Annotated in this window: 12 protein-coding genes and 1 riboswitch; of the genes, 5 read left to right on the forward strand and 7 right to left on the reverse strand. The window is 62.5% G+C overall.

Annotation, left to right across the window (positions count from 1 at the left end):
- Positions 1–133: 133 nt before the first annotated feature.
- A complete protein-coding gene (locus tag HB630_RS28260) occupies positions 134–604 on the reverse strand; it encodes a hypothetical protein (protein WP_249780631.1) in 471 nt (156 codons plus the stop codon).
- Between the two features lie 501 nt (positions 605–1,105).
- Here HB630_RS28260 and HB630_RS04285 point away from each other — a divergent pair.
- Positions 1,106–1,960, forward strand: a complete 855-nt coding sequence (locus HB630_RS04285) for a hypothetical protein (protein WP_213770254.1) — start codon at positions 1,106–1,108, stop codon at positions 1,958–1,960.
- Positions 1,961–1,968: 8 nt separating this feature from the next.
- Here the strand turns inward: HB630_RS04285 and HB630_RS04290 are convergent, their stop codons facing one another.
- Entirely contained in the window at positions 1,969–2,223 is a 255-nt protein-coding gene (locus HB630_RS04290) for a hypothetical protein (protein ID WP_213770255.1), read from the reverse strand.
- 112 nt (positions 2,224–2,335) lie between these two features.
- Between HB630_RS04290 and HB630_RS04295 the strand changes: the two genes are divergently transcribed.
- The 3 genes from HB630_RS04295 (at position 2,336) to HB630_RS04305 (ending at position 5,400) form a co-directional block, all read left to right on the forward strand.
- Positions 2,336–3,007: a hypothetical protein gene (locus tag HB630_RS04295; RefSeq protein WP_213770256.1), complete on the forward strand. Its 672-nt coding sequence runs from the start codon at positions 2,336–2,338 to the stop codon at positions 3,005–3,007.
- Between the two features lie 194 nt (positions 3,008–3,201).
- A complete protein-coding gene (recA, locus tag HB630_RS04300) occupies positions 3,202–4,290 on the forward strand; it encodes a recombinase RecA (protein ID WP_213770258.1) in 1,089 nt (362 codons plus the stop codon).
- A gap of 123 nt (positions 4,291–4,413) precedes the next feature.
- Entirely contained in the window at positions 4,414–5,400 is a 987-nt protein-coding gene (locus HB630_RS04305) for a DUF1835 domain-containing protein (protein WP_213770260.1), read from the forward strand.
- 147 nt (positions 5,401–5,547) lie between these two features.
- On the opposite strand, the gene gcvP is transcribed toward HB630_RS04305, so the two are convergent.
- Genes gcvP through gcvT form a run of 3 tightly spaced genes read right to left on the reverse strand, consistent with a single transcriptional unit; the run spans position 5,548 to position 9,963 of the window.
- Entirely contained in the window at positions 5,548–8,421 is a 2,874-nt protein-coding gene (gene gcvP, locus HB630_RS04310) for an aminomethyl-transferring glycine dehydrogenase (protein WP_213770261.1), read from the reverse strand.
- Between the two features lie 10 nt (positions 8,422–8,431).
- Positions 8,432–8,797 carry a glycine cleavage system protein GcvH gene (gcvH, locus tag HB630_RS04315; RefSeq protein WP_213770262.1) on the reverse strand — a complete coding sequence of 122 codons (366 nt, stop codon included), beginning with the start codon at positions 8,795–8,797 and terminating at the stop codon, positions 8,432–8,434.
- 17 nt (positions 8,798–8,814) lie between these two features.
- On the reverse strand, positions 8,815–9,963 hold the full coding sequence (gene gcvT / locus HB630_RS04320) for a glycine cleavage system aminomethyltransferase GcvT (protein WP_213770263.1): 1,149 nt from the start codon (positions 9,961–9,963) through the stop codon (positions 8,815–8,817).
- Between the two features lie 144 nt (positions 9,964–10,107).
- A riboswitch (glycine riboswitch) is annotated at positions 10,108–10,195 on the reverse strand.
- Between the two features lie 201 nt (positions 10,196–10,396).
- Between gcvT and alaS the strand changes: the two genes are divergently transcribed.
- Entirely contained in the window at positions 10,397–13,075 is a 2,679-nt protein-coding gene (gene alaS, locus HB630_RS04325; RefSeq protein ID WP_213770264.1) for an alanine--tRNA ligase, read from the forward strand.
- Between the two features lie 71 nt (positions 13,076–13,146).
- Here the strand turns inward: alaS and HB630_RS04330 are convergent, their stop codons facing one another.
- A complete protein-coding gene (locus HB630_RS04330; RefSeq protein ID WP_213770750.1) occupies positions 13,147–13,647 on the reverse strand; it encodes a DUF3455 domain-containing protein in 501 nt (166 codons plus the stop codon).
- 223 nt (positions 13,648–13,870) lie between these two features.
- Positions 13,871–15,085 (reverse strand): NADP-dependent isocitrate dehydrogenase, encoded by a 1,215-nt coding sequence (locus HB630_RS04335; protein WP_213770265.1) that lies wholly within the window; start codon positions 15,083–15,085, stop codon positions 13,871–13,873.
- Positions 15,086–15,322 lie beyond the last annotated feature (237 nt).

Genomic DNA, 15,322 nt, shown 5'->3' on the forward strand with positions numbered 1-15,322 from the left:
TCAACGTAGCTGGTTGAAATGTACTGATCCGCGTCGCCTGATACTACCTCTTTGCTTACTGCTACTACGGCGGCAGGCGAGTATCGACCCTGAGCTTCCTTTACGAGGTGGGTTACGCTGTAGGTCTTTACGATCACTCCATGCGAGGCGCTGTCGCCAAAGGCATCACGGACGGCGCTGAGATAGGGCTTAAAGCCGTCTGTTGAAATCTCAGGCTGCTGATAACCCGGCTGCGAAGGTCATGCAGGAAGTCCATCGTGGACTCCGTGTTTCGCTTGCCGACGCCCCAGCTAATGATGGCCTTCTGCGTCCCGGCCATGCCGATGAACACATACTGATCGCCCTTGGCGTGGACTTCGTGGCGCTGGACGTTCTTTTGCTTCTTGCCGACGAATGACCACGCCTCATCCAATTCCAGGCGCTCCGTGCGGATGCCGACCATCATGCGGTCGTGCAGCTCCATGCAGCCCATGCCGACGCAGAAGGCGAGGCTACCGACGGTACCGCGGTTGACGCTAGTCAGGCGCGCGGCGGTGCGGATGCCAACGCCTTCACAGAGGGCGGCAATGACTTCAATCTGCTTTTCGCGGGAAAGATTGTTCACGAAGCTCATCCTTCGGGTTGAAGGGATGGCTTTCGGCGAGACTCTAGCAAATCAGCCCTGCAAGGCATATATTTGCTAGATAGTCATTCGCTTCGGGCTCATCCCCGGGGCGGTTGATCGGGGCCGTTGCGGCTGCAACCACGGCGGTCCCACTAATTCGTATCTTGGCGGCCCCGCCGGGATTCGGACCCGGACCTCCCAGCCTGTAAAAGCGAGCGTCCTACCGTTAGACCAAGGGGCAGTTTTGAAGCCGATTGCAGGGCCGTTGCGTTCCTTTTCGAGGGGAGATCGCAGCGGCCCTTCCTTTTTCCGTGCCCTTCGACGCTCGGCCAGCGCTTCGGAGGACTCAAACTCTTGTCATGGTCAATCTCCTGACAACGAGTAATACGGATTTTCTTGTCATCGTCAATGACGAAAAATAGAAACAAGAAAAAAATTGACGAAATAGCCGTTCCGTGAGAAGAGGTATACGGACAGACTTGAAACGGTCAGGAGAGACCAATGGCAGGCAACGATAATGCGGGCACTGCGGAGGCCGCTAAGGCCGATGAAAAGAAGCGTTTTCGGTCGGAAATTGAGTTTCCGTATGCGGATTTAGAAAGCGCGGTAGATATCGCGCAAACCATCCATACGAAAGCCGGTAGCTCCTGTGAGCTTGAGGAACTTGCTGCATGGATGGGGCAAACCGCTACGGGCGGGACGTTCCGAACGCGTATTGGTGCAGCACGCATGTTCGGCTTGATTGAAACCGGCCAAGGAAGGGTCACTCTGACTCAGCCCGGGCGTGATGTGATCGACAACTCAGGGAATGAACGGATTGCCCGCATTGCGGCGTTTCTCAATGTCGAACTATTCCGCGTCATGTACGATCAGTACAAGGGCAATGCATTGCCGCCGCCGCCTGCGATTGAACGGCAGATGGAACAGCTTGGGGTCTCACCTAAGCAAAAGGAGCGCGCACGCCAGACTTTCATGAAATCCGCTCAGTACGCCGGATTTATTGATACGAGCACTGGTCGCTTTGTGAAGCCCGGGATCGCGCAAAAGGATGAGGGGCAGCGCCAGCAGGATAAGCCTGCTGACAACGACCGTATGCGATCGGGCGGCGGAGGCGGAGATGAAAACCCGCCTTCAATCGATCCAATCATCGACGGCCTGTTAAAGCGCCTTCCTAAGACCGGCGACGTTTGGCCTGAAGCCGACCGCAAGCTATGGCTTCAGCTTTTGGAAGGAAGCTTCAAGCTGATTTACAAAGATGCGCCAACGAACAAGATTCCTCCGCCTCCGGGTGATGCGGAATATCGTAAGGCACAAGGCTTGCCGCCTCCGCCGTATGGGGATTCGCAGGGGAAATGATCGAGGACTCAAGAAACGAGCGTTAAATGTGGCGGTTTTCGAAGAGTGCTGGCAATAATGTTTAGCAGTGATTCGCCTGCCCAGATTGAAGTGGCCTTTGCAAGTACTTCAAACGTGCCTTCGGCGACATCTTCCAAAACGACGAATACACCGCCATCTCCCCCAAGATCATCAAGGGCCTGGTCCTCAAAGGTGACGCGCGAAATCTCTGTAAGCCACAGTGTTTTGTGATTGTCGATTGCAACCGATAGGTCTTCATCCATGGCTTCGTCTCCTGCTCTTCATCCCTCGGTCCGCGAACGGCGCGAACCTCGTCTGTCTGCGGCTGCCCTAGCCAAATATTTGATTCTTCGCCCAGATGGGCAACAGAACATCTTGCATGACAGCAAGTACTCCACATCCACGATTGTAACCGCCAATGGCGCAGCAATGAGGGCATTGCGGGCGTATAACCAAGACCCGCGACGCTCACAGGACACTCTGCTTCGGGTTAAGGATGAGTTAACCATAAAGAGCGCGGCGGCCGATATAACCCCGAAAGCCAAAGACGAAGCCCTGCGTTGCCTCGAAATCATTGATCTGTTCGAGCGAAACGAAAACGCTCTCGGACTCCGATCGATGGCGTTGAGCGCCCCGCCGAACTTTGAAGCAATCGAAATCGAAGGGGTCATGGTCTCGATTCGTCCCGATTTCATCGTCGGCGGCGGAGGCAAGAACCGGGTCGGCGCCGGTATCGTGCGCGTGGCCAAGGCACCTGATCCTGCCGGAGGCAAGATGCCGGAAACCCGGACAAGGCGCGGGGAAATTCGGCGAGAAATGGCGCGCTACATAGTCGCAATGCAGCAGCTTCTGCTGGAAGCCCAAAAGGGCGCGCTCGGGATTCCCGACCGTGACCTGTGTTTCGTGGCTGACGTGCGCCTTGGAGAGAGGATTGGCCCCGCTCCAGATCATGCCATTCGCCTTCGCGACATCCGGAGCGCATGCAGGCAAATCGTCGGCCTTTGGGAGGCAGTGCAGCCCAAGCCAGCGTTGTTCAAAAAGCCGTAGCATTTTCAAAAGGGACCACTCCGTGAACAGCGGGATGGAAAGGGGCCAATACCCCAATTCGAAAGAACATATTGCGAACATGGAACAAACGTGGTACAAGGTTCCCTAAGCTGAACCAATTGCTCGATCCAGACGCCCTCGATCCACACCGCCGTTTGTCCCGCTAGCGAATCCTCGCCATAAGGAGCACCACAATGTCCGCCACCGCCCTGCGTATCGTCGAAGGATCTTCCATGGACAAGACCAAGGCCCTGTCCGCCGCGCTTTCCCAGATCGAGCGTCAGTTCGGCAAGGGCTCGGTGATGAAGCTGGGCAAGAACGACCGCTCGATGGACATCGAGACCATCTCCTCGGGGTCGCTCGGGCTCGATATCGCGCTCGGCGTCGGCGGCCTGCCGCGGGGACGGGTGGTCGAGATCTACGGGCCGGAATCCTCGGGCAAGACCACGCTGGCGCTGCACACGGTGGCGGAAGGCCAGAAGAAGGGCGGCATCTGCGCCTTCATCGACGCCGAACATGCGCTCGATCCGGTCTATGCCCGCAAGCTCGGGGTCAATATCGACGAACTCCTGATCTCGCAGCCCGACACCGGCGAGCAGGCGCTGGAAATCTGCGACACCCTGGTGCGCTCCGGCGCGGTCGATGTGCTGGTGGTCGATTCGGTGGCGGCGCTGGTGCCGAAGGCCGAACTCGAGGGCGAGATGGGCGATGCGCTGCCCGGTCTGCAGGCGCGGCTGATGAGCCAGGCGCTGCGCAAGCTCACCGCCTCGATCAACAAATCCAATACCATGGTGATCTTCATCAACCAGATCCGCATGAAGATCGGCGTGATGTACGGCTCGCCGGAAACCACCACCGGCGGCAATGCGCTGAAATTCTACGCCTCCGTCCGCCTCGACATCCGCCGCATCGGTGCGATCAAGGAGCGCGACGAGGTGGTCGGCAACACCACCCGCGTCAAGGTGGTGAAGAACAAGCTGGCGCCGCCGTTCAAGCAGGTCGAATTCGACATCATGTATGGCGAGGGCGTCTCCAAGATGGGCGAAATTCTCGATCTCGGCGTCAAGGCCGGCATCGTCGAGAAGTCCGGCGCCTGGTTCTCCTATGACAGCCAGCGGCTGGGGCAGGGCCGCGAGAATTCAAAAGCGTTCCTCAAGGCCAACCCCGACATGACCGCGAAGATCGAGGTGGCTATCCGCCAGAATTCCGGCCTGATCGCCGAACAGATCCTGGCCGGCCCGGCCGAGCGCGACGCCGACGGCGAGGAGCCGGCGGAGGAGTGAGGGGTTTCCGGACTTGAGCTGAGCGGCTTGATTTGAGCGGCTTGGGTTTCGATACGCGGGCGCTGGGGACGGTGAATAGCTGACGTCCCGGCGCCCGTTTGTTTTGTGCGGCCGGCAAGAAACATGACACGTCTGATCCTGACGGCTCATAGCTCCAGCGCAGGCGGCCTCAAAGGGGCCGGTCTGGCGGACATCGTAATTCCGGTTGAGCCTCGGCTTGTGTGGGGGCCGTTACCGTCAGACGCGGAACTCACCGCGATGTTGGCCGCGCGGACGACACAAAAGCCACGCGGGCATTGGCTCGATTATGTCTCCCAGCCGATTGTGAAGAAGATCGGCGCAGACGATCTCGGATTGATCGAGCTGTGCCGACGTTGTGAGACGGTCGAATTGTGGATGGAAACGGAGCCGAACGATCAACTGGTATTGATTTGGCTGTTGGACCACCTGCATGCTCACCCAAAGGCCGTGACAAACTTGGTTCTGCGTTACGTGGATGCCTCCCTTCGCGAGGCCGCACCAGAGCAACTTGCCAAATGGAAGTTTGCGGGCGTCGAAATCACGCACGATCATCTCGAGATCGCACATCTTGCCTGGCAGGCTTATCGAGCGTCAACGCCTCAATCCTGGTTCAACCTGCTGACCAGGGATTTGAGCATCCTCCCGCAACTCCGGCGCTGCGTCGTGGAAATGCTCGAGGAATTGCCTGGGCGCGCGACCGGACTTGGTGCATCAGAAATGCGGATTCTGGAGCTGATCTCGGCGGGCTATGGACATCCGTTCGACGTGTTTCCTCATTACAGACAGCGCTTTCAGCGTCGCGTGTTTGGATATTGGGAGGCCGGTACCCTGCTGGAGGGGCTTGCGTTGGCTCCGGTGCCCGCGATCTCCGGCCTGGCGGAATGGCCGTTCAGGATTGAAATGCACGAGTTGCGTGAGCGCTACGAGCGATACAAAGCAAGCAGCCTTTCGCTCACGGCGCTCGGTAAGGCAATTTTGATACAGGCTGAGGATTTCAGCCGGCATAACCCGATCGATCGCTGGTGGGGCGGCACTAGGCTAACCAATGATCACCTTTGGCGCTGGGATCCGGTCCTGATCGCACCCTGATGCCTAACCGCTGGACGGGGCGCTGGGGACGTTGAGTAGCCGACGTCCCGGCGCCTGTTTTGCTGATGTGTTATCCGCCGTCATTGCAGTAGGAACGTGAATGGCCGGGACAAACCCGGCCATGACGAATTGTAGGATATCGTCGTTTTATTCCGCCGCCTGCGCGTACGCCTCAACCGGCGGGCAGGAGCAGACCAGGTTGCGGTCGCCATAGACATTGTCGACCCGCCCGACCGGGCACCAGTATTTGTCGGTGCGGGAGCTGCCTGCCGGGAAGCAGCCCTCGGCGCGGCCATAGGCGCGCGCCCATGTATCGTCGGCGATGTCGTGTACGGTGTGCGGCGCATGGCGCAGCGGCGAGGCCTCGACCTTCCAGCGGCCTTGCTCGATCTCTCCGATCTCGCGGCGGATCGCGATCATGGCGTCGCAGAAACGATCCAGCTCCGCCTTCGATTCGGATTCGGTCGGCTCGATCATCAGCGTACCCGGCACCGGGAAGCTCATGGTCGGCGCGTGGAAGCCGTAGTCGATCAGCCGCTTGGCGATGTCGTCGACGGTGACGCCGCTCGAATTCTTCAGCGGCCGCGGATCGACGATGCATTCATGCGCCACGCGTCCGCGCGCATTGCGGTACAGCACCGGGAAATGCGCATCCAGCCGCGCCGCGATGTAGTTGGCGTTGAGGATCGCGATCTCGGTGGCGCGCGTCAGTCCTTCGCCCGACATCATCAGGATGTAGACGTAGGAGATCGTCAGGATCGACGCCGATCCGAACGGCGCCGCCGACACCGGTCCGGCCGCGTGTGGCGTAGCGCCATCGGTGGCGGGATGACCGGGTAGGAACGGCGCCAGATGGGCCTTGACGCCGATCGGCCCCACGCCCGGACCGCCGCCGCCATGTGGGATGCAGAACGTCTTGTGCAGATTGAGATGGCTGACGTCGGAGCCGTAATCGCCGGGCTGCGACAGCCCGACCTGCGCATTCATGTTGGCGCCGTCGAGGTAAACTTGGCCGCCATGGCCATGCACGATGTCGCAGATCTCGCGGACATGCTCCTCGAACACGCCGTGGGTCGAGGGATAGGTGATCATCACGGCGGCGAGGTTTTTCGAATGCTGTTCGGCCTTGGCGCGCAGATCATTGACATCGACATCGCCGCGCTTGTCGCAGGCGACCACCACCACCGTCATGCCGGCCATGCTGGCCGAAGCCGGATTGGTGCCGTGCGCCGAGGAGGGGATCAGGCAGATGTTGCGGTGCGGCTCGCCGCGCGCGGCGTGATAGCCGCGGATCGCGAGCAGGCCGGCATATTCGCCCTGCGCGCCGGAATTCGGCTGCAGCGAGACCGCGTCGTAGCCGGTGATGTCGCACAGCCATTTTTCCAATTGCGCAAACAGCGCGTGATAGCCCGCGGCCTGGTCGCGCGGCGTGAACGGATGCAGGTCGCCGAATTCCGGCCAGGTCAGCGGGATCATCTCGGAGGTCGCGTTGAGCTTCATGGTGCAGGAGCCGAGCGGAATCATCGCGCGGTCGAGCGCGAGGTCGCGGTCGCTGAGCTTGCGCATGTAGCGCAACAGCTCGGTCTCGGAGCGATACGCGTGGAACACCGGATGGGTGAGGAAGGCGCTGCTGCGCTTCAATTCGGCCGGCAGCGTCTCGCGCGCGCCTGTTTCGACGTCGGCATAGGCGAGCGTGCCGCCGAAGGCGCGCCATACCGCCTCGACGGTGGCGGCGGTCGTCGTCTCGTCCAGCGCGATGCCGAGCGTGCTTTCCCCGATCCGCAGGTTGATCTTCTCGGCAAGCGCGCGGGCAATGATCCCGTCGCGGCCTGCGCCGGCCTCCACCGTCACCGTGTCGAAGAAGCTTTCCGATTTTGGCGCAAAGCCGAGCTTGCGCAGTCCGGCCGCCAGCACCGCTGTGCGGCGATGGATACTGCGTGCGATCTCGGTCAGTCCTTCCGGACCGTGATAGACCGCGTACATCGAGGCGATCACCGCGAGCAATACCTGCGCCGTGCAGATGTTCGAGGTCGCCTTTTCGCGGCGGATATGCTGCTCGCGGGTTTGCAGCGCCAGCCGGTAGGCGGGTTGTCCCCGCGAATCCACCGAAAGCCCGACGATACGCCCGGGCAGGGAGCGCTTGAGCGCATCGCGCACCGCCATGTAGGCGGCGTGCGGACCGCCATAACCCATCGGCACGCCGAAGCGCTGCGCCGACCCGATCGCGACATCCGCGCCGAGTTCGCCGGGGGAGGCGAGCAGCGTCAGGGCCAGCAGGTCGGCTGCGACGATCGCCAGCGCGCCCTTGGCATGGAGGGATGCGATCGCGGGCTTGAGGTCGCGCACCGCGCCCGTCGTATCAGGATATTGCAGCAGGCCGCCGAACACGTCCGCACGGTCGAGATCGTGAGCCGGATCGCCGACGATCAGATTCCAGCCCAATGGCTCGGCCCGGGTGCGCAGCACCGCCAGGGTCTGCGGATGCACGCCCGCATCGACGAAGAACGATTTTGTTTTCGCCTGCGCGGCGCGTTCGGCCAGCGCCATCGCCTCCGCCGCGGCTGTAGCCTCATCGAGCAGCGAAGCGTTGGCGACATCGAGGCCGGTGAGGTCGCAGATCATGGTCTGGAAATTGAACAGCGCCTCGAGCCGGCCCTGGCTGATCTCCGGCTGATAGGGTGTATAGGCCGTGTACCAGGCCGGGTTCTCCAGGATGTTGCGCTGGATCACCGCCGGCAAAATCGTGCCGGAATAGCCTTGGCCGATCAGCGAGGTGAAGATCCGGTTCTGCGACGCCAGCTTGCGCATATGCGCCAGTGCTTCGGTTTCGCTCAGGGCCGCGCCAAGATCCAGCGGCGTCTTCTGCCGGATCGAGGCGGGCAGCGTCTCGGCCATCAGCGCGTCGAGATTCCCGGCGCCAACGGTTTCCAGCATCGCGGCGATGTCGCGGGGCGAGGGGCCGATGTGACGCCGCGCGAACGTGGCGGCGGCTTCGCTGGCAGGTTTGAACGGCGCGTTCATGATGATTCCCTCACGCGATGTGCTTGGCGTAGGCGGCCTCGTCCATCAGGCCGTCGAGTTCGCTCTTGTCGGCGATCTTCAGTTTGAAGAACCAGGCCTTGCCGCCGGCATCGGAATTGACCAGAGCGGGCTCGGCGGTGAGCGCATCATTGACCTCGATCACCTCGCCCGAGATCGGCGCATAGACGTCGGAGGCGGCTTTGACGGATTCGACGACGGCCGCGGCCTCGGCCTTCTTGAGGCTGCGGCCGATCTTCGGCAGTTCGACGAACACCACGTCGCCGAGCTGCGACTGGGCGTAATCGGTGACGCCGACGGTGGCGATATCGCCCTCGATGCGGAGCCATTCGTGATCGGGGGTGAACAGCGTGGTCATGATGGAACCTCTGGCGTTTAACGTTTGTAGGTGTTGGGAACGAACGGCATCGGCGAAACCCGCATCGGCAGGCGCTGGCCGCGGACTTCGGCAAACACGGACGAACCGGTGGCGGCGAGGGACGAGGGCAGGTAGCCCATCGCCACCGGCGCATTCAGGCTCGGGCCGAACCCGCCCGAGGTGACCATGCCGATCGGCTCGGATGAGGTGGCGTCCGCATACAGCGCCGCGCCCTCGCGCACCGGCGCGCGGCCTTCGGGACGCAGACCGACACGGCGGCGCGAAGCGCCCTTCTCGAACTGCGGAAGAATCACCCCGGCGCCGGGGAAGCCGCCGGCGCGCGCGCCACCGGTGCGGCGGCTTTTCTGGATCGACCATTCCAGCGCGCCTTCGACCGGCGTCGTCGTGGTGTCGATGTCGTGGCCATAGAGGCAAAGCCCGGCCTCCAGCCGGAGACTGTCACGCGCCCCTAACCCGATCGGCAGCACGTCGGCGGTCGAAAGCAGGCTCCGGGCGAACGCCTCGGCCCTTTCAGCGGGAACCGAGATCTCGAAACCGTCCTCGCCGGTGTAGCCGGAGCGCGAGACGAAGCAGTCGATGCCGTCGACGCGGCGCGGCCCGGAATCCATGAACCGCATCGCCGCCACGTCTGCACAAAATTTCGCCAGTATCGTTTCGGCCTTCGGCCCCTGCAAGGCGATCAGCGCCCGCTCGGGCAGCGGCTCGATCACGCAAACGTCCGACAGATGGGCGCGCAGATGCGCCTCGTCCTCGGCCTTGCAGGCGGCGTTGACGACCAGAAACAGATGGTCGCCGAAATTGGCCACCATCAAATCATCTAAAATGCCGCCGGCTTCGTTGGTGAATTGAGCGTAACGCTGGCGGCCGGGCGCGAGCGCCAAGATGTCCTGCGGCACCAGCCGTTCCAGCGCCGTCGCGGCGTCCTCGACCTTGCCCGATTTCGGACGGAGCGCGATCTGGCCCATATGGGACACGTCGAACAGGCCGGCATTGCCGCGGGTGTGCAGATGTTCCTTCAGCACGCCGGTTGCATATTGCACCGGCATGTCATAGCCGGCGAACGGCACCATCTTGCCGCCCAGGGCCACATGCAGGGCGTGGAGCGGGGTATGTTTCAAGGAAACTTGGTCGTCGCGTGCGAGCATCGTCGGGGCCTCTCCTGGTTTTTGCGAGGACCATTCCTCGTAAAAACCCACAGAAAGCCCCATCTGTCGCTGTGCCTGAGAGTATTATCCCGTCGGCGGACGCTTCCGGGACCAAGCCCTTTGGCGTCTCTTTCCAGATGCTAGCAAGTCACGCGGTTCTTTTGCCTGAGAGTTTCCGGGGCGGTTGCTCCTTCGGCGCCGACGCTAGGCCGGTCTCTCCCGACGCGACTGTCAACGGGTGCGAAGAAACCACGGCGACCCCGATCCTGTCAACGCAGCCGCCGCATCTATCAACGAGGTTTAGTACAATGCGGCAAGCCCATGATCCGCTTGCACAGTTTCTGGACACCGCGGGTCCCCTTGTCTAAAAGCGTTGCGAAATAATGTTTAGCTGTTTGCGGCAGGTTCCCGGCCGTTTTGCGATTGGATGAACATGAGCGGCGTCAACGAGATCAGGTCGACATTTCTGAACTTCTTTGCCGGGAACGGTCACGAGATCGTGCCGTCGTCGCCGCTGGTGCCGCGCAACGACCCGACCTTGATGTTCACCAATGCCGGCATGGTGCAGTTCAAGAATGTCTTCACCGGGGTCGAGAAGCGCCCGTATCAGCGCGCCACCACCTCGCAGAAATGCGTGCGCGCCGGCGGCAAGCACAACGACCTCGACAATGTCGGCTACACCGCGCGGCATCACACTTTTTTCGAGATGCTCGGCAATTTCTCGTTCGGCGATTACTTCAAGGATCGCGCGATCGAACTGGCCTGGAAACTCGTCACCCAGGAATTCGGCCTGCCGAAGGACAAGCTGACCGCGACCGTCTATATCGACGACGACGAGGCCTATAACCTCTGGAAGAAGATCGCGGGCCTCCCCGAGTCGCGGATCATCCGCATCGCCGGCTCCGACAATTTCTGGCAGATGGGCGATACCGGTCCCTGCGGCCCCTGTTCGGAGATCTTCTACGATCACGGCGACAAGGTCTGGGGCGGACCGCCGGGCTCGGCGGAGGCGGACGGCGACCGCTTCATCGAGATCTGGAATCTCGTGTTCATGCAATACGAGCAGCTCGAAGGCGGCGTCCGCAATCCCTTGCCGAGGCCCTCGATCGACACCGGCGCCGGCCTGGAGCGCGTCGCCGCCGTGCTGCAGGGCAAGCACGACAATTACGACATCGACCTGTTCGTTGCCCTGATCCGCGCGATTTCGGATCTGACCGGCGCCGATCCGCAAGGGCCGCACAAGGCCTCGCTGCGCGTCATCGCCGACCATCTGCGCGCCTCGTCGTTCCTGATCGCCGACGGCGTGCTGCCGTCGAACGAAGGCCGCGGCTATGTGCTGCGCCGGATCATGCGCCGCGCCATGCGCCATGCGCAATTGCTCGGTGCGCGCGAGCCCCTGATGCATCGTCTGGTGTGGGCGCTGGTGCGCGAGATGGGGCAGGCCTATCCCGAACTGGTGCGCGCCGAAAAGCTGATCGAGGAAACGCTGCGGCTGGAAGAGACGCGCTTCCGCAAGACGCTGGAGCGCGGCCTGACCATCCTGGATGAGAAAAGCAGCTCGCTCAAAAAGGGCGACATGTTCGACGGCGATACGGCCTTTACGCTGTACGACACCTATGGTTTTCCGCTCGACCTCACCCAGGATGCGCTGCGCAACCGCGGCATCGGCGTCGATATCGCCTCCTTCACCGATGCCATGGACCGGCAGCGTGCCAAGGCGCGCGCGGCCTGGGCGGGCTCGGGCGAGGCGGCGGCCGAGAATGTCTGGTTTCCGCTGCGCGAGAAGCTCGGCGCCACGGAATTTCTGGGTTACGGCACCGAGACCGCCGAAGGCGTGGTCGGCGCATTGGTGAAGGATGGCAAGGAGGCCGACAGCCTCAAGGCCGGCGAGGCCGGCGCCATCGTCCTGAACCAGACGCCGTTTTATGCGGAGTCCGGCGGCCAGGTTGGCGACACCGGCCTGATGACCGGCGACGGGGTGCGCTTCCGCGTCACCGATACCCAGAAGAAGGCCGGCGACCTGTTCGTGCATCTGGGCACCGTGGAGCAGGGCACGCTGAAGCCGGGCACGGCGCTGTCGCTCGAAGTCGATCATGTCAGGCGCACCTCGATCCGCGCCAATCACTCGGCGACGCATCTCTTGCACGAGGCGCTGCGCCAGGTGCTCGGCGATCACATCGCCCAGCGCGGTTCGCTGGTGGCGCCGGACCGGCTGCGCTTTGACTTCGTGCATCCGAAGCCGATCACGCCGGAAGAACTCGCCCGCGTCGAGGATATCGCCAACGAGGTGGTGCTGGAGAATGACGAGGTTACGACGCGGCTGATGGGCGTGGACGAGGCCCGCGACGCCGGCGCCCGGGCGCTGTTCGGTGAAAAATACGGCGACGAGGTCCGCGTGGTCTCGATGGGCAAGACCGCGCGCGAGCACGGCCAGAACGCGCTCGGCTGGTCGGTGGAATTATGCGGAGGCACCCATGTTCGCCGCACCGGCGATATCGGCCTGATCTCGGTGACCGGCGAGAGCGCCGTCGCCTCCGGCGTGCGCCGCATCGAGGCGCTGACCGGGCGTCATGCGCGGCATCACGCCAACGACACCGTCGCGCTGGCCAAGACCGCGGCGTCCGAATTGCGCACCACGCTTGAGGACATGCCGTCGCGCATTACCGCGCTGATGGAAGAACGCAAGAAGCTGGAGCGCGACCTGTCGGACGTGCGCAAGAAGCTCGCGATGGGCGGCGGTTCGGCAAACGGCGCGGCGGGGGGCGGCAATGCCGTGCGCGAGATCGGCAACGTCAAGCTGATGGCGCGCGCGGTCGAAGGTGTCGAGACCAAGGACCTCAAGAGCCTGGTCGACGACGGCAAGAAACAACTTGGTTCCGGCGTGGTCGCGATTGTCGGCGTTACCGCGGACGGCAAGGCCGGCGTCGTGGTCGGCGTCACCTCAGATCTCACCTCGCGCTACAACGCGGTCGATCTGGTGCGGGTGGCGTCCGAAGCGCTTGGCGGCAAGGGCGGTGGCGGACGGCCCGACATGGCGCAGGCCGGCGGCCCGGATGGCGCCAAGGCTGACGCCGCGCTGTCGGCGATCGAAAAGGCGATGGCGGGCGTGTGAGGCGCCCCGATAGCGTTTTCGAGCGAAGTGGATACCGGTTCGCGTGAAGAAAACGCGTCAGAAATAGAGATCTAACCCTTGCGCAGGAACACGTAATCGGCCGAATAAGGCATCGCGCGGGTGGTGCCGGGCTTGTCGCATTCGCCCGCGAGCACGCCGCCGACCGTGTTGATCCGCTGCACCATGTCGACGTCGGAGACAGTGCCGCTGCCGCGGTGGGAGACCACATCGAGCTTGAGCCAGGCGATATCGTTGGCGGTCGTGCCGGGCGCATTGCCGATGGCTTTACCGACCACCGCACTGCCGTCGCTGAATTCCCAGGTCGGACCAGCGTAATGACGGGCGACGATCTTGTCGCCGGCCGTCAGCGTCGCGGCCGGTTCGCGGAACGTCCAGGCGAGCTTGCCATCAGCGCCGGCCTTGCATTCATAGACCTGCGTGCCGATGGCGTGCGCGGTGATTACCGGCGTTTCACCCGGCGCTGCGATGGCGGCGGGGAACGGTGTTTCGGCGGATGCCGGCCCGAGGAAGGCCGCCAGCAGCGATAAAGCGAGTGCAGATTTCCCGTGCATGGCCATGCGCTTCCATCCTGTGTTTCGTCATTGCAAGAAGCCAGAGGATATCGTCTGTGACGGGACCGATTGATAAACTCGGCGGCGCAGCAACCTCGCTCCAGTCATTCCGGGGCATCGCGCAGCGATGAACCCGGAATCCAGAAGTTGTCGGACGAAATTCCGGGTCTGGTCCTTCTGACCATCCCGGAATGACGTTCGTCGTTAGAGGGCGGGTGGCCGCTTACGCAGCCACCGCCTTGGTCAGGTTCTCCGCGATCTTGTCGAGGAAGCCGGTGGTGGAGAGCCAGCGCTGGTCGGCGCCGACCAGCAGCGCGAGGTCCTTGGTCATATAGCCGGCCTCGACGGTGTCGACGCAGACCTTCTCCAGCGTGGCGGCGAACTTCGCCAACTCGGCATTGTTGTCGAGCTTGGCGCGGTGCGACAGGCCGCGGGTCCAGGCGAAGATCGACGCGATCGAGTTGGTCGAGGTCTCCTTGCCCTTCTCGTGCTCGCGGAAGTGCCGGGTCACCGTGCCGTGGGCGGCTTCGGCTTCGACCGTCTTGCCGTCCGGCGTCATCAGCACCGAGGTCATCAGGCCGAGCGAGCCGTAGCCCTGCGCGATGGTGTCGGACTGCACGTCGCCGTCGTAGTTCTTGCAGGCCCAGACATAGCCGCCGGACCACTTCATCGCGGCGGCGACCATGTCGTCGATCAGGCGATGCTCGTAGGTGATCTTCTTGGCGTCGAATTTCGACTTGAATTCCTTGTCGAAGATGTCCTGGAAGATGTCCTTGAAGCGTCCGTCATAGACCTTGAGAATGGTGTTCTTGGTCGAGAGATAGACCGAATATCCCTTGGTCAGGCCCATGTTGAAGGAGGCGCGGGCGAAATCGGCGATGGAATCGTCGAGGTTGTACATCGACAGCGCCACGCCGGCGCTCGGTGCCTTGTAGACTTCGCGCTCGATCACCGTGCCGTCGTCGCCGACGAATTTCATCGTCAGCGTGCCCTTGCCCGGGAATTTGATGTCGGTGGCGCGGTACTGGTCGCCGAAGGCGTGGCGGCCGATGATGATCGGCTTGGTCCAGCCCGGCACCAGCCGCGGCACGTTCTTGCAGATGATCGGCTCGCGGAACACGACGCCGCCGAGGATGTTGCGGATGGTGCCGTTCGGCGACTTCCACATCTGCTTCAGCCCGAATTCCTTCACCCGGGCCTCGTCCGGGGTGATGGTGGCGCATTTGACGCCGACGCCGACCTTCTTGATGGCCTCGGCCGCGTCGATGGTGACCTGGTCGTTGGTCTTGTCGCGGTATTCCATCCCGAGGTCGAAATACATCAGGTCGACGTCAAGGAACGGGGTGATCAGCTTGTCCTTGATGTATTGCCAGATGATCCGGGTCATCTCGTCGCCATCGAGGTCGACGATGGGGTTGGTCACCTTGATTTTTGCCATGGAGATCGGGCCTTTATCGAATAACGCGTGGAGGGAGGGTGAAGATAATCCGCGCTATAGCACCGCAATCGGCCGGGCGGAAGCCAAGCCGTTATGCAGTTTCCGCCCATCTTTTGGGTCAGTGCCGCCGATTTGATGTGCCTCCGCGAAAACCGCGACCGGGTTGGTCCGGCCGCGGGCGCCGGAGCCGCTATATGCCGGACCCCGAGCCATTTTCCGGGGTTTTGAGCGTGCTTC

Origin of the sequence: Bradyrhizobium sp. dw_78 (assembly GCF_018449525.1) — a bacterium.
GTDB lineage: Bacteria > Pseudomonadota > Alphaproteobacteria > Rhizobiales > Xanthobacteraceae > Bradyrhizobium.